Source organism: Enterobacter cloacae complex sp. 677-3DZ2D5B (genome assembly GCF_004136695.1).
Taxonomy (GTDB): Bacteria; Pseudomonadota; Gammaproteobacteria; order Enterobacterales; family Enterobacteriaceae; genus Enterobacter; species Enterobacter hormaechei_C.
Window position 1 is genome coordinate 89,641 of the sequence record NZ_QFLS01000016.1, and the last position, 18,774, is coordinate 108,414.

At 55.2% G+C, this 18,774-nt stretch carries 21 protein-coding genes; 9 read left to right on the forward strand and 12 right to left on the reverse strand.

Annotation, left to right across the window (positions count from 1 at the left end; translation table 11 throughout):
* Positions 1 to 3: 3 nt before the first annotated feature.
* From DD597_RS20500 to etk, 3 genes are read left to right on the forward strand one after another with little or no spacing between them, the layout of a single operon-like run.
* A complete protein-coding gene (locus DD597_RS20500) occupies positions 4 to 1,137 on the forward strand; it encodes a polysaccharide export protein (RefSeq protein ID WP_003860914.1) in 1,134 nt (377 codons plus the stop codon).
* The gene (locus tag DD597_RS20505; RefSeq protein WP_015570047.1) at positions 1,125 to 1,568 is read left to right on the forward strand and encodes a protein-tyrosine-phosphatase; all 444 of its coding nucleotides are present in this window, start codon (positions 1,125 to 1,127) and stop codon (positions 1,566 to 1,568) included. Before DD597_RS20500 ends, DD597_RS20505 begins: the two co-directional genes overlap by 13 nt.
* Before the next feature lie 22 nt (positions 1,569 to 1,590).
* Positions 1,591 to 3,768, forward strand: coding sequence for a tyrosine-protein kinase (gene etk / locus DD597_RS20510; protein WP_045332964.1), 2,178 nt, complete (start codon positions 1,591 to 1,593; stop codon positions 3,766 to 3,768).
* Between the two features lie 26 nt (positions 3,769 to 3,794).
* Here etk and DD597_RS20515 read toward each other — a convergent pair whose 3' ends face one another.
* Entirely contained in the window at positions 3,795 to 4,412 is a 618-nt protein-coding gene (locus DD597_RS20515; RefSeq protein WP_015570045.1) for a trimeric intracellular cation channel family protein, read from the reverse strand.
* A 208-nt stretch (positions 4,413 to 4,620) separates the two neighbouring features.
* Positions 4,621 to 5,484 (reverse strand): YicC/YloC family endoribonuclease, encoded by an 864-nt coding sequence (locus DD597_RS20520; protein WP_003860907.1) that lies wholly within the window; start codon positions 5,482 to 5,484, stop codon positions 4,621 to 4,623.
* A gap of 125 nt (positions 5,485 to 5,609) precedes the next feature.
* Here DD597_RS20520 and rph point away from each other — a divergent pair, with 125 nt between their 5' ends.
* Positions 5,610 to 6,326 carry a ribonuclease PH gene (gene rph / locus DD597_RS20525; RefSeq protein WP_015570044.1) on the forward strand — a complete coding sequence of 239 codons (717 nt, stop codon included), beginning with the start codon at positions 5,610 to 5,612 and terminating at the stop codon, positions 6,324 to 6,326.
* A gap of 66 nt (positions 6,327 to 6,392) precedes the next feature.
* Positions 6,393 to 7,034 (forward strand): orotate phosphoribosyltransferase, encoded by a 642-nt coding sequence (gene pyrE, locus DD597_RS20530; RefSeq protein ID WP_045342685.1) that lies wholly within the window; start codon positions 6,393 to 6,395, stop codon positions 7,032 to 7,034.
* A gap of 82 nt (positions 7,035 to 7,116) precedes the next feature.
* Here the strand turns inward: pyrE and slmA are convergent, their stop codons facing one another.
* The 3 genes from slmA to coaBC all read right to left on the reverse strand — a co-directional run bounded on the left by slmA (position 7,117) and on the right by coaBC (position 9,482).
* Positions 7,117 to 7,713 carry a nucleoid occlusion factor SlmA gene (gene slmA, locus DD597_RS20535; RefSeq protein WP_003860901.1) on the reverse strand — a complete coding sequence of 199 codons (597 nt, stop codon included), beginning with the start codon at positions 7,711 to 7,713 and terminating at the stop codon, positions 7,117 to 7,119.
* Positions 7,714 to 7,834: 121 nt separating this feature from the next.
* Positions 7,835 to 8,293, reverse strand: a complete 459-nt coding sequence (gene dut, locus DD597_RS20540) for a dUTP diphosphatase (RefSeq protein WP_015570042.1) — start codon at positions 8,291 to 8,293, stop codon at positions 7,835 to 7,837.
* Complete coding sequence (gene coaBC / locus DD597_RS20545; protein ID WP_086532025.1) at positions 8,271 to 9,482, reverse strand: bifunctional phosphopantothenoylcysteine decarboxylase/phosphopantothenate--cysteine ligase CoaBC; 1,212 nt, start codon at positions 9,480 to 9,482, stop codon at positions 8,271 to 8,273. The genes dut and coaBC overlap by 23 nt, the downstream gene beginning before the upstream one ends.
* Positions 9,483 to 9,655: 173 nt before the next feature.
* Between coaBC and radC the strand changes: the two genes are divergently transcribed.
* The 4 genes from radC (at position 9,656) to mutM (ending at position 11,847) form a co-directional block, all read left to right on the forward strand.
* Positions 9,656 to 10,321, forward strand: coding sequence for a DNA repair protein RadC (radC, locus tag DD597_RS20550; RefSeq protein WP_006812419.1), 666 nt, complete (start codon positions 9,656 to 9,658; stop codon positions 10,319 to 10,321).
* Positions 10,322 to 10,538: 217 nt separating this feature from the next.
* The gene (gene rpmB, locus DD597_RS20555) at positions 10,539 to 10,775 is read left to right on the forward strand and encodes a 50S ribosomal protein L28 (RefSeq protein ID WP_002436699.1); all 237 of its coding nucleotides are present in this window, start codon (positions 10,539 to 10,541) and stop codon (positions 10,773 to 10,775) included.
* A gap of 22 nt (positions 10,776 to 10,797) precedes the next feature.
* Positions 10,798 to 10,965: a 50S ribosomal protein L33 gene (rpmG, locus tag DD597_RS20560; protein ID WP_003024094.1), complete on the forward strand. Its 168-nt coding sequence runs from the start codon at positions 10,798 to 10,800 to the stop codon at positions 10,963 to 10,965.
* A 72-nt stretch (positions 10,966 to 11,037) separates the two neighbouring features.
* Positions 11,038 to 11,847: a bifunctional DNA-formamidopyrimidine glycosylase/DNA-(apurinic or apyrimidinic site) lyase gene (mutM, locus tag DD597_RS20565; RefSeq protein ID WP_003860879.1), complete on the forward strand. Its 810-nt coding sequence runs from the start codon at positions 11,038 to 11,040 to the stop codon at positions 11,845 to 11,847.
* A 2-nt stretch (positions 11,848 to 11,849) separates the two neighbouring features.
* On the opposite strand, the gene coaD is transcribed toward mutM, so the two are convergent.
* The 7 genes from coaD to rfaQ form a co-directional block, all read right to left on the reverse strand.
* Positions 11,850 to 12,329, reverse strand: coding sequence for a pantetheine-phosphate adenylyltransferase (gene coaD / locus DD597_RS20570; protein ID WP_015570040.1), 480 nt, complete (start codon positions 12,327 to 12,329; stop codon positions 11,850 to 11,852).
* A 3-nt stretch (positions 12,330 to 12,332) separates the two neighbouring features.
* On the reverse strand, positions 12,333 to 13,103 hold the full coding sequence (locus tag DD597_RS20575) for a glycosyltransferase family 2 protein (RefSeq protein ID WP_063931837.1): 771 nt from the start codon (positions 13,101 to 13,103) through the stop codon (positions 12,333 to 12,335).
* Complete coding sequence (gene waaA, locus DD597_RS20580) at positions 13,103 to 14,377, reverse strand: lipid IV(A) 3-deoxy-D-manno-octulosonic acid transferase (RefSeq protein WP_003860874.1); 1,275 nt, start codon at positions 14,375 to 14,377, stop codon at positions 13,103 to 13,105. Before waaA ends, DD597_RS20575 begins: the two co-directional genes overlap by 1 nt.
* 66 nt (positions 14,378 to 14,443) lie before the next feature.
* A complete protein-coding gene (locus DD597_RS20585) occupies positions 14,444 to 15,433 on the reverse strand; it encodes a glycosyltransferase (protein ID WP_023315167.1) in 990 nt (329 codons plus the stop codon).
* Positions 15,434 to 15,444: 11 nt separating this feature from the next.
* Positions 15,445 to 16,545, reverse strand: a complete 1,101-nt coding sequence (locus tag DD597_RS20590; RefSeq protein WP_023323973.1) for a glycosyltransferase — start codon at positions 16,543 to 16,545, stop codon at positions 15,445 to 15,447.
* A 2-nt stretch (positions 16,546 to 16,547) separates the two neighbouring features.
* Positions 16,548 to 17,675 (reverse strand): glycosyltransferase family 4 protein, encoded by a 1,128-nt coding sequence (locus DD597_RS20595; RefSeq protein ID WP_032661037.1) that lies wholly within the window; start codon positions 17,673 to 17,675, stop codon positions 16,548 to 16,550.
* A complete protein-coding gene (gene rfaQ, locus DD597_RS20600) occupies positions 17,672 to 18,742 on the reverse strand; it encodes a putative lipopolysaccharide heptosyltransferase III (protein ID WP_003860870.1) in 1,071 nt (356 codons plus the stop codon). Before rfaQ ends, DD597_RS20595 begins: the two co-directional genes overlap by 4 nt.
* Positions 18,743 to 18,774 lie beyond the last annotated feature (32 nt).

Consider the following 18,774-nt stretch of genomic DNA (forward strand, 5'->3'; position numbering starts at 1 on the left):
TGAATGAAAAACGTTAAATTTTCCGTGCTGGCGTTGGCTATGATGGCGTTAAGCGGTTGTACTATCGTACCGGGCCAGGGACTTAGCACCCAGGGCAAAGATATTATCGATCTGCCTGACAGCAATTACGATCTGAATAAGATGGTCAACGTCTATCCCCTCACGCCGGGGCTGGTGGAGCAGTTGCTGCCTGGCAAAGTCGACTCCCGCGCGAATCCTGAACTGGATCGCCAGCTTCAGAACTACCAATATTGCATCGGCGTCGGCGACGTGCTGATGGTTACCGTCTGGGACCACCCGGAGCTGACCACCCCCGCAGGTCAGTACCGCAGCGCCAGCGATACGGGCAACTGGGTGAATGCCGATGGCACGATCTTCTACCCCTATATCGGCAAAATCCGCGTCGTCGGCAAAACGCTGGCCCAGGTGCGCGATGAGATCGCCGCCCGGCTGGACTCGGTGATTGAGAGCCCGCAGGTGGATGTCAGCGTCGCGGCATTCCGCTCGCAAAAAGCCTACGTGACGGGCGAAGTGGCTAAGTCGGGCCAGCAGCCCATCACCAACATTCCGCTGACGATAATGGATGCGATCAATGCGGCTGGCGGCCTGACATCTGAGGCGGACTGGCGCCATGTGGTGCTGACCCACAACGGCCAGGACACGCACATTTCGCTCTACGCGCTGATGCAGCGCGGCGATCTCACCCAGAACAAACTCCTTTATCCGGGCGATATTCTCTTCATTCCCCGTAATGACGACCTGAAAGTGTTTGTCATGGGCGAGGTGGGTAAACAGAGCACCCTGAAGATGGACCGTAGCGGCATGACGCTGGCGGAAGCGCTGGGTAATGCACAGGGCGTGAATCAGGATATGGCCGACGCCACCGGAATCTTTGTGATTCGTCCGTTGCAGGGCAAGCAGAACGGCAAAATCGCCAACGTCTACCAGCTTAACGCCCGGGATGCCACCGCGATGGTGTTGAGCACCGAATTTCAGCTTGAGCCTTACGACATCGTCTATGTCACCACCGCGCCGCTGGTGCGCTGGAACCGCGTGATCTCTCAGCTTGTGCCGACCATTACCGGCGTACATGACCTGACTGAAACAGGGAGATATATCAGAACATGGCCAAACTAACGTTTAACGCCATCCTGGTGATCTGTACCGGCAATATCTGCCGCTCTCCCATTGGGGAACGGCTGCTGCGCCGGCTGCTTCCCGCTGCCCGGGTCGATTCAGCGGGAACGTGTGGCCTGGAAGGGCGCACCGCCGATTCACAGGCGACAGAGATCGCCGCCGAACGCGGCACCCTGCTTGAGGGCCACGTGGCGCGCAGGCTCACCCCCGCCATGGTGCGCGACTACGATCTGATTCTGGCGATGGAGCTGGAACATATCGAGCAGGTCACGGCTATCGCACCGGAGGCGCGCGGCAAAATGATGCTCTTTGGTCACTGGACGGGCAGAAAAGAGATCCCGGACCCCTACCGTAAAAACCGGGACGCATTTGAATATGTTTATGGGCTGCTGGAGCAGGCCAGTCTGGAATGGGCGAAACGGCTCAGTTAATCACACGGGATAGTTACGTTTTATGTCAACAAATAACCTTCACGCCCATGATGCGTCTGCCGCGAATAACGAGATCGATCTTGTGCGCCTGTTGGGTGAGCTGCTCGACCACCGAAAATTCATTCTCATCCTTACCGCGCTGTTCACGCTGGTGGCCCTGCTTTATGCGCTCTTTGCCACACCGGTTTATCAGGCCGATGCGCTGATACAGGTGGAACAGAAGCAGGGCAACGCGCTACTCAGTAACCTTAGCGAGTTCATCCCTGACTCCTCGCCGGAGTCGGCACCGGAGCTTCAGCTTCTCCAGTCGCGCATGATCCTCGGTAAAACGATTGATGACCTTAACCTGCGCACGCAGGTAAGTGAAAACTATTTTCCCCTTGTCGGACGCGGCTGGGCGCGGCTCACCGGCCAACAGCCTGGCATCGTCGATATCCGTATGCTCAATCTTCCCCCTGTCGCGGGCCGGGCGCAAAAGCTGACGCTGACCGTCGGCGAGAAGGGCCACTATCAGCTGGAAGGCGATAATGTGACGTTACAGGGCGTTGTGGGACAACCCCTGAGCGCGGCGAATATCGCCATTACCATTGCCGATATCCAGGCGAAGCCGGGTACGCAATTTACGATTACACAGCAGAGTGAGCTGGAGGCCATTGACGCGCTACAGCTGCGTTTTTCCGTGAGCGAGCGCAGCAAGGACAGCGGGATGCTTGGCCTGACCATCACGGGGGAAGACCCCGACGAGATGGCTCGCGTGCTTAACTGCATCGCCGACAACTATTTACAACAGAACGTGGCTCGCCAGGCGGCGCAGGATGCGAAAAGCCTGCAATTTTTGAAGCAGCAGCTTCCGCAGGTGCGCAGCGAGCTGGACCAGGCCGAGGAGAAGCTCAACCGCTATCGCCAGCAAAACGACTCCGTTGACCTGAACCTGGAGGCAAAAGCGGTGCTGGAGCAGATTGTGAATGCGGACAATCAGCTCAATGAACTGACCTTCCGGGAAGCGGAAATTTCGCAGCTCTACAAAAAAGATCACCCCACCTATCGGGCGCTGATTGAGAAACGTCAGACGCTGGAGCAGGAAAAAAATCGCCTGAATAAACGGGTATCGTCCATGCCGTCAACCCAGCAGGAGGTGTTGCGCCTGAGCCGTGATGTGGAGTCGGGACGCGTTATCTACCAGCAGCTGCTTAACCGCGAACAGGAGCTGAGCATCGCCCGGTCGAGCGCAATTGGTAACGTCCGCATTATCGATCCGGCCGTGACCCGGCCGCAGCCAGTCAAGCCGAAAAAAGCGCTGGTCGTCGTTCTGGGGGTTCTCCTGGGTCTGTTCGTCTCTGCGGGCTGGATCCTGGCGCGCAGTATGCTGCGTATGGGCATTGAAACGCCGGAGCAGCTGGAGGAGCATGGGATTAACGTCTATGCCACCGTACCGCTGTCAGAATGGCTGGCTAAAAAGATGCGTTTGCGTAAAAAAGACTTTATGTCCCCAGGGCTGCGCCATAAGACCAAACATATCCCCTTCCTGGCGGCGGATAATCCGGTCGATCTCTCCGTGGAGGCGATTCGCGGCCTGCGCACCAGTCTGCATTTTGCGATGATGGAGTCAGCGAACAATATACTGATGATCTCTGGCGCCACGCCTGACAGCGGTAAAACCTTTGTCAGCAGTACCCTGGCGGCCGTCGTGGCGCAGGCGGGCCAGAAAGTGCTCTATATTGATGCGGATATGCGTCGCGGGTATGCCCATGATCTGTTTAAGCTCGACAATACCTGCGGCTTGTCGGAGATGTTGTCCGGTAAGGCGGAGTATACCCAGGGCGTTCAGACATTCGATAAAGGCGGGTTCGATACCATCGTGCGCGGGCAGATCCCTCCTAATCCGGCGGAGCTTCTGATGCATACGCGTTTCCAGCAGCTGCTGGACTGGGCGAATGAACGCTACGATCTGGTGATTATCGATACGCCACCGATCCTGGCGGTCACCGACGCGGCGGTTGTCGGCCGTCGCGCAGGCACCACGCTGCTGGTCGCCCGCTTCGGGATGAACAGCGTGAAGGAGATGCTGGTCTGTGTACAGCGTCTGGAGCAGAGTGGCGTCAATACCAAAGGGGTGATTCTCAACGGCGTCGTTAAGCGGGCAAGCAACGCTTACGGCTACGGCTATCATCACTACGGTTACAACTACTCGAGTAACTGATTATCCGGCGCCTGCCCGTTCTGACATTAATGCGCATTGTGTTTGTAATGAAAAACGGGCAGGCCCAGCTTCAGGCGCAATGCCAGCATACGCGCGGTGAAACCAAACAGCAGGGTGGAGATAACCACCACATCGTGGCTGGTGACATAGTGCTGCAAGGCGACATAAAGCACTGCCGCGGCAAAGGAGATGCCGGCATACAGTTCCTTCTGGAAAACCAGCGGGATACGTTTGCAGAACATATCCCGCAGCACCCCGCCAAACACGCCCGTGATCACGGCAGCAATGGTGGCGATAACCGGGCCTTCACCCATATCGAGAGCGATTTGTGCGCCAATGATGGAAAAAACAATCAGCCCAAGCGCATCCAGCACCAGGAACACGCGGCGCAGATGAGGCATCACCGGGGCCACAATCGTGGTTAGCACGGCTGCCGTTGCCACGATAATGACGTACTCAGGGTTTTTTACCCAGCCGAGCGGATAATGGCCAAGCAGGATATCGCGTACGGACCCGCCGCCGAGCGCGGTGGCTGTGGCAATGATAATCACGCCGAAGGTGTCCATACGGCGACGTCCGGCAGCGAGCGCGCCGGTCATGGCTTCTGCGGTAATGCCAATAAGATAAAGAATGTGAAGCAGCATAAACCCTCCGGAATGAAGAGAAGGAGATTAGCGATTTGTGCGGAAGATCACGATTGAGATTTTCTAAGGTGAGGGAGTTTGCCCTACAGAAAATTATCAACGCATGCCAGGCAGGCTTGATATAAGGCGGGATAGAAAGGAAGTAGGGCTAAGAAAGGATTAGAAAAAGTAATGGGTGGTATGCGAGGCAATACCACCCTGAAAGGAATTACTCGATATTCTGGATCTGCTCGCGCATCTGCTCAATCAGGACCTTCAGTTCAATCGCTGAATTGGTTACCTCTGCATTGATAGACTTAGACGCCAGCGTGTTCGACTCGCGATTGAACTCCTGCATCATAAAGTCGAGACGGCGGCCTACCGCTTCTTTCTTCTTCAGAATGTTGTAGGTCTCTTTAACGTGCGCTTCCAGACGATCCAGCTCTTCAGCCACGTCCACACGCTGCGCCATCAGCACCAGCTCTTGTTCCAGACGGTTGTTTTCCAGCTGGACTTCCGCCTCTTCCAGTTTGGCGACAAGACGCTCACGCTGCCATTGCAGCACTTCTGGCATATGAGCGCGCACTTTAGCGACTTCGGCGCTCACGCCCTCAAGGCGTTGCTCAATCATCGCTTTCAGCGCCTGGCCTTCGGTTTCGCGGGCAACGATAAAGTCGTCCAGCGTGCCGTCGAGTGCAGCCAGGATCTCAGCGGTAATCGCGTCCAGATCCTGCTCTCCGGCGGCCATCACGCCAGGCCAGCGCAGAATATCAACCGGGTTGATCTCGCCTTCATCGCTTTGCATTTTGACCCAGTTCGCCGCATTAACCAGCTGTTTTGCCAACTTTTCGTTCAGGATCAGTTCGCCCTGTGCACTGGCATCAGGCTCAAAACGCAAATTACATTCCACTTTCCCGCGGGTCAGACGCGTACGGATACGCTCACGCACCACAGGCTCCAGGCTGCGGAACTGTTCCGGCATACGGAAATACGTTTCCAGATAGCGCTGGTTTACCGAGCGCATTTCCCAGGTAGCGCTACCCCAGCTACCCTTGATTTCACGCCGGGCGTAGGCGGTCATACTGCGGATCATAGACATTCCCGTTTTTAAAGGAGAGATGGGGGGATTATAGCTTTCAGGGGCTTCTCAGGATAGGAATAAGCGTCCTTTATCCGTATAATGCGCAGCCACATTCGTTTCAAGCCGGAGAATCCATCATGCGTCCAGCAGGTCGTAGCGCCAACCAGGTGCGTCCCGTCACCCTGACCCGTAACTATACAAAACACGCTGAAGGCTCCGTGCTGGTTGAGTTTGGTGACACCAAGGTGCTTTGCACCGCGTCCATTGAAGAGGGCGTGCCTCGCTTCCTGAAAGGTCAGGGCCAGGGGTGGATCACCGCCGAATACGGTATGTTGCCGCGCGCAACCCATACCCGTAATGCCCGTGAAGCGGCAAAAGGTAAGCAGGGCGGCCGTACTATGGAGATTCAGCGCCTGATCGCGCGTGCGCTCCGCGCCGCGGTTGACCTGAAAACGTTGGGTGAGTTCACCATCACGCTGGACTGCGACGTGATCCAGGCCGATGGTGGCACGCGTACGGCCTCTATTACCGGTGCCTGTGTGGCGCTGGCAGACGCCCTGAACAAGCTGGTTGCCGCCGGTAAGCTGAAAACCAACCCAATGAAAGGGATGGTTGCTGCTGTCTCCGTTGGTATCGTTAACGGCGAAGCGCTTTGCGATCTGGAATACGTTGAAGATTCTGCCGCAGAAACCGACATGAACGTGGTGATGACCGAAGATGGTCGCATCATTGAAGTGCAGGGTACGGCAGAAGGCGAGCCATTCACCCACGAAGAACTGCTCACCTTGCTGGCGTTGGCCCGAGGGGGAATCGAATCTATTGTAGCGACGCAGAAAGCGGCGTTAGAAAATTGATTTTAAGGCGACCAATGAGTCGCCTTTTTTTTGCCTGTAAGACTGAAAAGACAAAGGAGCAAATCCATGAAATCGTATCAGCGCCAGTTTATTGAGTTTGCGCTTAACAAGCAGGTACTTAAGTTTGGCGAGTTCACGCTGAAATCCGGGCGTAAAAGCCCGTATTTCTTCAACGCCGGGCTGTTTAATACCGGGCGCGACCTGGCACTGTTAGGCCGCTTCTATGCCGAAGCGCTGGTGGATTCCGGGATTGATTTCGACCTGCTGTTTGGCCCCGCGTACAAAGGCATTCCAATCGCAACCACCACGGCGGTGGCGCTGGCGGAGCACCATGACCGCGACGTACCGTACTGCTTTAACCGTAAAGAAGCCAAAACCCACGGTGAAGGCGGCAACCTGGTAGGCAGCGCGTTGCAGGGCCGCGTGATGCTGGTGGATGACGTGATCACCGCAGGTACCGCGATCCGTGAATCGATGGAGATAATCCAGGCTAACGGTGCAACGCTTGCGGGCGTGCTGATTTCGCTCGATCGTCAGGAGCGTGGGCGCGGCGACATCTCTGCTATTCAGGAAGTGGAGCACGACTACAACTGCAAAGTGACGTCGATTATCACCCTGAAAGATCTGATTGCGTATCTGGAAGAGAAGCCTGAGATGGCTGATCATCTGGCGGCGGTGCGTCAATACCGCGAAGAGTTTGGCGTTTAATTCAATTGCCCGGTGGCGCTGCGCTTACCGGGCCTACCCGTTCGTAGGCCGGATAAGGCGAAGCCGCCATCCGGCGATGGCGTTACTGTAACTGAGCAGCCACTAACGGCCAGCGGGCGTCAAAATCGTCCGTTGGTCGATATTTAAACTCGCTGCGCACAAACCGGGAGAGCATCCCTTCGCAGAATGCCAGGATCTGGCTTGCCAGCAGGGTTTCATCCGTATTATATCCCTCGCCTTCCCGCATTTTCTTCTCGCGCAGAACCTGACGCAGCTGGGCTTCGATACGCTCAAAAAGCTGGTTTATACGGCCTTGCAGACGATCCTGTTCAAACATCAGCGCGTGGCCGGTCAGAATACGGGTCAGACCCGGGTTACGTTCACCAAAGCCCAGAATCAGCAGCACAATCAGACGCAGACGCGTGCTGGTGTCTTTTTCATCCTTCAGAATCAGGTTGATGCGCGTGATCAGGCTGTCTTCGATAAACTCGATCAGGCTGTCAAACATCCGGGTTTTGCTCGGGAAATGACGATACAGCGCCGCCTCTGACACGCCCACAGAGGCCGCCAGTTTTGCGGTGGTGATGCGTTGACTGCCGTCGCTGGATTCAAGCATCAGAGCCAGAGATTGAAGTATTTCTTCGCGACGATTCCTTTTCGCGGTTTGTTTTTCTGCCATGTTACAAAATACCCCTGAAAATAAGCACTTGTCAGGCTGGCAACCACACAGCGACCCGCAAACTGACGTTTGCGGTTTGTTATTGCATTATGGCGCTGTGAGATGCGTGTTTGTCGGGCGGTTATTTGCGCCCGGAATGGCCGAAGCCGCCTTCGCCACGGTCGGTAGCGTCGAAGTCTGCCACCAGGTTAAATTCTGCCTGCACCACCGGTACAAACACCATCTGCGCGATACGCTCGCCCGGCTCAATGGTGAAGCTGTCCTGGCCACGGTTCCATACGGATACCATCAGCTGACCCTGATAGTCAGAGTCGATCAGGCCGACCAGGTTACCCAGCACGACGCCATGCTTATGGCCCAGGCCAGAGCGCGGCAGGATCACCGCTGCCAGTGACGGGTCAGCAATGTGAATCGCCAGCCCGGTCGGGATCAGGGTCGTTGCACCCGGCGCCAGTTCTACGGCGTCATCGAGACAGGCGCGCAGGTCAAGACCGGCAGAGCCGGAGGTGGCATACGTTGGCAGCGGAAATTGCTCGCCAACGCGCGGGTCCAGAATCTTAACGTCGATTTTTTTCATCATAACGGGTAACGATCTCGTCCAGTAAGTGTTGGCCCAGGAGTTCTTTGCGCTCAAGCGGTAAGACTTTATCTCCATCCTGCCAGAAAAGGTGCAATGCGTTGCTGTCGCTGTTAAATCCTTGCGTGGACAGCGATACGTCGTTCGCGCAAATTAAATCGAGGTTTTTGCGGGTACGTTTTTGCCGGGCATATTCTTCCACATTATTCGTTTCTGCGGCAAACCCAACAACGTAAGGACGATGAGTTTTCAGTGCGGCGACACCGGCAACGATATCCGGGTTCTTCACCATTTTTATTGTTAATTCATCGCCTTGCTTTTTAATTTTGGCGTCAGCAATAGTTTCGGCGCGGTAATCAGCGACGGCCGCACAGCCGATAAAAATATGCTGCTGTTGAGCATGCGCCAGTACGGCGGCGTTCATTTCCAGCGCGGTCGTCACATCAATACGCTGCACAAACGCTGGTGTGGTAAGCGACACCGGGCCGCTCACCAGCGTGACGTTCGCGCCGCGTTTGGCTGCCGCGGCAGCAATCGCAAAGCCCATTTTGCCGGAGCTGTGGTTGGTGATGTAACGCACCGGATCCAGCGGCTCGCGCGTGGGGCCCGCGGTAATCATGATGTTGAGATGTTGCAGATCGTTGACAGGCGAGAAATGGGCGGCGGCCATATCAACAATCGTTAATGGGTCGAGCATACGCCCTGGCCCCACGTCGCCGCAGGCCTGGCTGCCGCTGTCCGGTCCCCAAATCAGCAGGCCGCGCGAGGCCAGCGTGTCCAGATTGTGCTGGGTAGCGGCGTTGCGGTACATCTGCTGGTTCATTGCGGGCACAACCGCGACGGGCGCAGGCGTGGCGAGGCAAATGGTCGTTACCAGATCGTTCGCCATACCGGCTGCCAGGCGGGCAATTAAATCTGCCGTGGCGGGGGCAAGGATAACCAGATCGGCCCATTTCCCCAGCTCAATGTGGCCCATTGCGGCTTCGGCCGCCGGATCGAGAAGGCTGTCGGATACCGGGTATCCCGAGACGGCTTGCAGGCTCAGTGGGGTGATAAAGGCTTTGCCGCCTTCGGTGATCGCGACCCGTACGTCGGCCCCGCGCTCGCGCAAACGGCGCACCAGGTCTGGCGTTTTATAGGCAGCAATACCGCCGCTGACGCCAAGAACGATTTTTTTACCGGCCAGGCTCATCATGATTCTTTCCTGTTGGGTTTCACCAGAGAGCGGGCATTTTATCACAATCCCTAAAACGGGGTGATGATGTCCTTAATTCACTTTGCGAGGCGTTACGCAAGAACGAAATGCCAGCATCGAACCCCGAATTTGCCTGTGGCAGCATAATGGCAAACAGAAGGAGGCCAGGCATGGAAGAGACTGAACTGCTGCTACCGCGTGAAAAAATGCTGCGTCATGGCGTCACGTTGTTAAAGGACGACGAGCTGCTGGCGCTCTTTTTACGCACAGGCACGCCGGGGAAAACGGTATTTACGCTGGCGAAAGAACTGATAGACCATTTCGGTTCACTGTATGGATTGCTGACCGCTGAGCTGGAGGCGTTTACGCACGTTGAGGGCATTGGCGTGGCGAAATATGCCCAGTTGCGGGGCATTGCCGAGCTGGCCCGGCGATTTTACAACGTGCGTATGGAGGAAGAAGACCCGATCCTCACCCCCGACATGACCCGCGAATTTCTGCAAAGCCAGCTCTCCGATCTGGAGCGGGAGATCTTTATGGTGATCTTTCTCGACAACAAAAACCGGGTACTGAAACATACCCGCCTTTTTTCGGGAACATTGAGCCATGTTGAGGTGCATCCGCGTGAAATTGTGCGGGAAGCGATAAAAGTGAATGCAGCCGGCGTGATCCTCGCGCATAATCACCCCTCTGGCTGTGCAGAACCAAGCAGAGCTGACAAAGCAATTACCGAACGTATTATCAAATGCTGTCAATTCATGGACATTCGTGTGCTGGACCATCTGATAATTGGCCGCGGAGAGTACATTTCTTTTGCCGAACGTGGCTGGATTTAGGCCTTTTCTCGCGATCCATCGGGATCTTTGTCTGTTCGGGACTTGAGCACACCGCCGAGTCAGCGTATACTACGCCACCTTTGAGAATCTCGGGTTTGGCATTTGGGCCTGGCAATCGAGAGTTCAATAGAACTATGCGATGACCGGGCTGTAAAGCCTGACGAGGCGCCGATACCCCATACGAAGCTCGAGCTAATTTGATTTTTGGAGAATAGACATGTCCCGAGTCTGCCAAGTTACTGGCAAGCGTCCGGTGACCGGTAACAACCGTTCCCACGCACTGAACGCGACTAAACGCCGTTTCCTGCCGAACCTGCACTCTCACCGTTTCTGGGTTGAGAGCGAGAAGCGTTTTGTCACCCTGCGCGTATCTGCTAAAGGTATGCGTGTAATCGATAAGAAAGGCATCGATACAGTTCTGTCCGAACTGCGTGCCCGTGGCGAAAAGTACTAAGTACTTAAAGAGGAAATAAATCATGGCTAAAGGTATTCGCGAGAAAATCAAGCTGGTTTCTTCTGCTGGTACAGGTCACTTCTACACCACCACGAAGAACAAACGTACTAAGCCGGAAAAACTGGAACTGAAAAAATTCGATCCAGTTGTACGCCAGCACGTACTGTACAAAGAAGCTAAAATCAAATAATTTTAGTCTCCTTGTATTGAAAAACCCCGCAACTGCGGGGTTTTTTGCATTCTGCATCTCAACGGAGGAACCATGCCTGAATTACCTGAGGTAGAGACCAGCCGCCGCGGCATTGAGCCCCATCTGGTTGGCGCGACTATTCTTCATGCTGTCGTTCGCAACGGGCGTCTGCGCTGGCCGGTGTCCGATGAGATCCACGCGTTAAGTGACAAACCCGTCCTGAGCGTGCAGCGCCGCGCGAAATACCTGCTGCTGGAGCTGCCTGACGGCTGGATCATTATCCATCTGGGCATGTCGGGAAGCCTGCGTATTCTTACCGAAGAGTTGCCTGCGGAAAAGCACGACCACGTTGATCTGGTGATGAGTAACGGCAAAGTGCTGCGTTACACCGACCCGCGTCGCTTTGGCGCATGGCTGTGGACCAAAGAGCTGGAAGGACACAACGTGCTGGCGCATCTCGGACCTGAGCCGCTCTCAGAGGCGTTTAACGCAGATTATCTCAAAGAGAAGTGCGCGAAAAAGAAAACCCCGATTAAACCCTGGCTGATGGATAACAAGCTGGTGGTGGGCGTGGGGAATATCTACGCCAGCGAATCGTTGTTTGCCGCCGGGATCCATCCCGATCGGCTGGCCTCCTCGCTGTCGGCGCAGGAGTGCGAGCTGCTGGTCAGAGTTATTAAAGCGGTACTGCTGCGCTCAATTGAGCAGGGCGGGACGACGCTGAAGGATTTCCTGCAAAGCGACGGGAAGCCGGGTTATTTTGCGCAGGAGTTGCAGGTTTATGGCCGTAAGGGTGAGCCGTGCAGAGCCTGCGGGACGCCGATTATTGCCACGAAGCACGCTCAGCGCGCCACGTTTTACTGCCGTCAGTGCCAGAAGTAGGGTTACTTTAGCTTTTCCATCAACGCCTGGTGGACGTTAACCGGCAGGAAGTGGGTAACGTCCCCGTGATGGCGCGCCACCTCTTTCACCAGCGAAGAAGAGATGAAGGACCACTCTTTGGAGGGCATCAGGAATACGCTCTCCAGCTCCGGCATCAGATGGCGGTTCATGTGTGCCAGCTGCATCTCATATTCGAAGTCTGCTACCGCGCGAAGACCGCGGATCAGGATATTGGCCTGCCGGTCACGGGCAAAGTTTGCCATCAAGTCGCTGAATCCGACGACCTCAACATTCGACAGATGCGAAATCGCATCGGTGGCAAGCTGCACGCGTTCGTTCAGGTCGAACATCGGCTTTTTGCTCGGGCTGGCGGCAATGGCCAGAATCACCTTGTCGAACATACACGCCGCACGGGTGATGATATCAAGATGACCGTTAGTGATCGGATCGAAGGTACCCGGATAAATCGCTTTTGTGCTCATGGCTCACGTTTTCTCTGAGTAGCCGCGGTTCAGCGCCCACAGCTCGGTGTATTTGTTAAAAGTATACTGGGCATTCACTACGGCCAGTAACCAGCCCTGTTTGCCGTCCAGCACGCCGCCACGCAGCAGCAGCGTTTTCAGAAACGCGCCCAGCGTGTGGGTGAAGATGCCGGTCAGCGTGGCCTTCTTGCCGCGCGTATGCCGCTCCTGTGCCCAGGCGGTGGCATAGTTCAGCTGTTTACGCTGGAAGCTGGCGAAATCGCGGCAGGTCAGATGAAGCAGATCGCCCGTCAGGGGGATGACCTGAGCGTTATCGCAGGCCAGAGACTCATGGACCAGGTTATCGTTGTACTGATAACGCTCGCGGGCATAGAGGCGCATCACGCGGTCGGGGTACCAGCCGCTGTGGCGCATAAAGCGGCCCAGGAAATAGTTACGACGCGCGATACTGTAGACCGCGCCAGGCTGTGGCGCGGCAAGCACCGTTTGAATGGCCTGTCGGAGTTCCGGGGTGACGCGCTCATCGGTATCGATCATCAACACGTAATCGCCCGTGGCGTAACCCTGCGCACGCTGACGCTGAATACCGTAGCCCTGCCAGTCGGTGTCGGTAAAGACTTTTGCCCCGGCTGCACGGGCAACGTCCGCCGTATTGTCCGTACTTCCGGAGTCGAGAATGACGATTTCGTCAGCCCAGGCAACAGAGGCCAGGCAATCCGGAAGCAGGTCGGCGGCGTTTTTGGCGATCATCACGACCGACAGACGCGTTGACATTAGTGGCTCCGCTGCGGCAGGTAAGGTTGCAGAAGTTGCAGCAGACGGGTCAGTGCGCCCTGGTTCTGATGCAGGACTTCAACGGCGTGACGACCGTACCACAGGCGGTAATCTTCGTCAGTCAGAAGGGTTGAGACCTCTTTGACCACCGAGTCCGCATCGGTCACGGTGATTAAGCCATCGGCTTGCTGCAATTTCGCGCAGATATCTTTGAAGTTAAACGTGTGTGGACCCATCAGCACGGGAATGGCGTGGGCTGCCGGCTCCAGCGGGTTATGACCACCTCGCTCCACCAGGCTACCTCCAACAAAGGCGAGGTCTGCAATGCCGTACAGCAGCATCAGTTCGCCCATCGTATCGCCAATCACCACCTGCGTGCTGCCAGAGGGGATTTCGCCGCTGCTGCGCAGGGTAAAGCTGAAACCGCCTTTTTGCACCATCTCGCGGGCATCTTTAAAACGCTCCGGATGGCGAGGAACCAGAATCAGCAGTAAATCAGGGAATTTTTCCAGCAGCTGGCGGTGAGCCTGAAGGATAATGGCTTCTTCGCCGTCATGGGTGCTGGTGGCAATCCAGACCTGGCGACGCGGCGCCCACTGACGACGCAGCGTTACCGCACGGGCGGCGAGTTCAGGGGTGACGGAAATATCGAACTTCAGGCTACCCGTGACCGCAAGCTGGTTGCGCTTCAGGCCTAGGGCGATAAAACGCGCGGCATCTTCTTCGTTCTGCGCGGCGATCAGCGTGATTTTGCTGAGCAGGCGACGCATAAATTTACCCAGCTTGCCGTACCCTTTAGCCGAGCGTTCCGACAGACGCGCGTTGGCGATAACCAAAGGAATTTTACGGGCATGCAGGGCGGAAATCATATTCGGCCACAGTTCGGTTTCCATGACGATCACCAGTTTAGGGCGCACGGTATTCAGGAAACGGTTCATGGCGCAGGGGAGATCGTACGGCAGGTAGACGTGATGCACGTCTTTACCGAAGGCAGACATCACGCGCTCTGAGCCGGTTGGCGTCATCGTGGTGACGGTGATGGGCAGTGACGGATAACGGTGGCGCAGGGCACGCACCAGTGGAATGGCGGCCAGCGTTTCCCCGACTGACACGGAATGCAGCAGAATACCGTCCGGCGCCACTTTATTGCGGCAGTAGCCATAGCGTTCGGCCCAGCGTTTACGGTACGCAGGCGCTTTACGGCTACGAAGCAACAGTCGCAGCCACACCAGTGGCTGAATGATGTAGAGCAGGGCGGTATACAACAATTCCAAGCGATTATCCGTTTTTTTAGTTTCGGCCGGGAAATTCTAAGCATTTAAGCGTGCTAAAGCTATCTCTTATGCCAGATACCGTTTTAAACGGAAGTAGCGTCGACCCAGGCGCCAGCGCAAACGCGGGCTTTTGGCACTTTTCCAGATGAGCTTCCAGATCCCGGTGTCGAAGAACTCTTTGATTATCATTGCTTTCTTCGCCTCATCCTTCATGTTGTCGAAGGTATGAATAATTCCCAGACCCTCTTTGGCGATTTGCCAGTGGCAGGCCGGGATATTTTTCACTTTATCCGGGTAGCGCTGGTTAATGGCATCAAGCATCTTCAGTATCTTCATGTAATGGCGCGCAGAGCGAATCAGCGTGTCGTCATTATCCGGGGTGTGCGATACCGAGGCGGAGTGAATGTAGTAGTCGTAAAAGCGTTCGCTGGTGTACTGAACGCGTTCCGCGGCAAGCAGCACCTCAGTCGTCCACGGAATATCCTGATGGCGCAGGCCAGGCTCGAAACGGAAGCCGTGCTGACGAATAAAATCGTGACGATAGATATTCAGCCAGGTCACATGCAGGAACTTACGTGAATCTAGCGCCTTTTTTAACCATACCGCACCATTCATGACGCCCGTCGAGGCGAGCTTATCTTCAGGGAAGATAGGGCGAGACGGTTTTTTGTTATTTTCCCAGACGTAGTTGCCATTGCAGGTGGCGACATCCAGGTTCTGCGTGACGGCCATATCCAGCAGACGCTGGTACATGCCGGGTTTGAAGACATCATCAATATCCGGGAAAGAGAGATACTGCCCGGTCGCAACCGCCAGGCCGGTATTACGCGCGATAGACACGCCCTGATTAGGTTGTTCAATAACCCGCATCTGTGGCAGCTTTTCGCGCCATTTTTCGACAATCTGCATCGAGCGGTCAGTGGAGCCGTCATTCACGATGATGACTTCCATACTGTCGATGTGTTGATTTACAAGGCAGGTAAAGAACTGATCGAGAAAAGCTTCACCGTTATAAACGGCAACCACCACGCTTAATAAAGGCGCTGAATTTTGCATATGAAACCTGATTATTTTTGGTTGTCGACCAAAGCAATGTATTGCTGGCAAATGGCGTTAATACCGAACGATGCGATCGTTTCGCGATCAACAACTGGCGGAGAGGCATACAATTCTGCCAGTGTTTTCGCCAGTGATTCGTCGGTTAACGCTGTCAGACCTCGCGCCAGGGGGCCAGTAAGGATCTCAGCAGGACCGCCAGGGCAGTTTGTACTCACCGGTGGGGTCTGACAGATAATGGACTCTACCAGTACATTACCAAAACCTTCGCAGTCGGAACTTAACACTAAAAGGCGTGCCCCTTTGATCCACGGGTAGGGGTTGGTTTCGAACGGGCGGAAGACGATCTTGTTTTCAATTCCCAGCTTAGCGGCAAGCTGTTTGAGCTGGTTTATTTTCGCGTCAGAACCTTTGCCCATCAACACCAGCGATGCGTCGATCTTGCTCAGCGCAAACGCCCGCAGCAGCCGGTCGTGACGTTTGTGTTCATGAAAACGGCCAACGTGGATAATGTAATCCTGCCCCTGCATCTCAAAGGGCGCTTCCGCCAGACGCTGAATTTCAGGGATATCAAAGGGGTTATGGATAACCGCTTTGCGCCGCAGGGGGATCGCGAGTACTTGAGAGAGGTCGTGCAGCACGGCGCCGGAAACCGCCACCACGTTGCGGTTTTCATAGGTATGCCGAATTTTATAATGCTTAAACCAGCGAGAAAGCCCGCTGCGATGGCGCAAATAGGAGAAGGAGAACATCCCGTGAACGCAGAACCAGACCTTATCCCGATCCAGCACGCGGCTGTGCGCCACGATACGGTCGGTTTTATGCAGATGCGAGAACACGACGTCAAATTTACCGCTGCGTTCTGCATTCTCGATGGCGCGATCCAGCAAACGGGCGCGACGCGGGATCTCGGTCAGCTTCCGCCAGGGTTTTTTACAGGTATCCTGCACAATCTGAAAATCGATGCCTTCCGGAATGGCGTAGTCGCACACCTTCCGTAAGGAGAAAAGGGTGACCTGATGCCCCAGTTCTGTCAGTCCGCTGGAGAGGGTGAGAACCGTTTTTTCGGCTCCTCCACCGGGTAAACCATCAATAATCATTAGGATGCGCATTATTAATCCAGTAATTTTTGATAAAGCGAAATAAGCTGACTTGATAGTTTTTCAGGGGTTGCTTCTCTGACGCGTTCACGCGCCGCAAGCCCCATATTATTATTTTTTTCCAGTGAAGGGATGGACATGACGGCCTCCTTCAATGTGTGGATATCAAGTGCATCACAGTAAAACCCGTTCTGGCCTTGCTCAATAAATTCTGAACCACCGCAACTCTCTGACGTAATGACGGGCAATCCACAGGCCATTGCTTCAAGTATGACGTTAGGGAAAGGATCATACAGCGTCGGCAGCAGTAAACCATCAGAAAGCTGATAAAATGGCAGCGTCTCTTTTTGCATCCCCAGGAAACGGATTTGCCCCTCACAGCCTAATGAACGGGCGAGGTCGCGATAACGGCTTTCCGCTTTATCCTGACCGACCACAACCAGCCATGCCGATGTTCCTGCTATAGCCCGAATAGCGCTTGCCAGCCCCTTGCGTTCAAACCCTGAACCCACGAAGCAGAAAATGACGGCATCAGCGGGTAAGCCAAATTGCTGACGCAGTACAGCGCGTTGTCTCTCTTCTGCCGGAACGAAGCGGCTGGAATCTATTGAATTATAAATCACATGTATCTTTTTTGCGTCAATATCAAAGTCTTCGACGATTTCGCGTTTGATCATCTCCGCATTACAGATAACGGCTTTCAACTCGGGAGCCTGGTACATTTCACATTCTGCGTTCATCACGTAGCGGTGATAACGATCGTGCATAAGCAGCTTCGCACGCCAGGCGGGAAGAATACGCGTACGCTGTAGCAGCCAGCGTCGATGTACACCATCCCCGGCGCGGTAAATATCGCAGCCCGGAATACGTTCGTGGCTCTGGACAATATCAAACTGCTGTTGCTGCCACAGCGCGCGTGCGGCGTGTGCAAAGCCGCGCTCACGGCTGATGCGGCCCCACTTTCGTGGATCGCAAATATGAATATGCCAGTCGTCCTGCTTTTCGCCCTGCCACTCGCGGGTGATGACGTTGAGCTCAAGATTTTGATTGCTCAGCGCGGTAAGTGCCCTGGAGACAAAACGTTCTGCTCCTCCATCCGGACGATATTTTTGGCGCACAATGGCCAGACGATGAAGCTTCATTGCAGGTATCTCCTTGCGGCGGAGACGACAGCATCAACGGGGATGGCGTCGAGATAACGTTCCGTCGTTTTTGTATCAATGGCGTCAGGGTTGGGAAGCGGGCCGTAGTTACCTGCCCAGATGACCTCGCCGTTAACCTGCCATGGCGACCAGAACGTCAATTTTGACGGGCCAAACAGCGCCACGCAGGGCGTCTGAAGGGCGGCGGCCATGTGCATGGGTACGGAGTCAACGCCAATGAACAGGATCGCGTGATCGATTAGCGAGGCCAGCTGGCGCAGGGTTAACTGCCCTGCCAGCGATACAACACCCGTCTGCGGGGAGGCGGCAAGAATGCGGTCAATCATCGCCAGCTCTTTCTTATCCGGTCCCGCCGTAAGGACGATAGTGTGGCCGTCCTGCTGCAACGCGGCGATAGTTTGCGCCATTTTGCCTTCGTCCCAGCACTTAAAGAACCAGCGTGACGTGGGTTGAATAACGATGTAGCGGTCTCCCACGCCCTTTTGTGTCAGCTTTTGGTGAGCATGGCGCCAGTCATCCGCGCTGTAAGCCATGGTGACGGTAGGGTTGGCCATTACCGGCAGCGCTGACAGTATGGAGAGATTTTGTTCAACGGTGTGCAGCGACTGATGGCTGGCGACCGAGACCAGTTCACTGTGACAAAAACGCCAGAAGGCATTCTTGCGCTTGTTAAAAGCGAACCCGAGCCGAACCGGTGCGCCGGTGAAGCGGGTAACAATCGCGCTGCGCCACTGATCGGCAAGATTGATCACCAGATGATAATGCTGAGCGCGTAAAGCACGAAGCAACTGCCACTCTTTTTGCAGGTGCTTCAGCGTCCCCAGCTGCTTCCATTTACGATCGATACCATAGATCGTCCCGATTGCCGGATGCGCGGCGAGCATGTCTCGCGTCTCTTCATAGAGAAGCACGTCGATTTGGGCTTCAGGCCATTTCTGGCGTAATGAATTGATGACGGGGGTGGTGAGTAACATGTCGCCATGATGGCGAAGTTTGATCAGTAAAATGCGCAAATCAGGCGTGTCAGGTAAGTTATTCATCATCATCTTATCGGCGTTGTACTATTGGCAATTCTAAT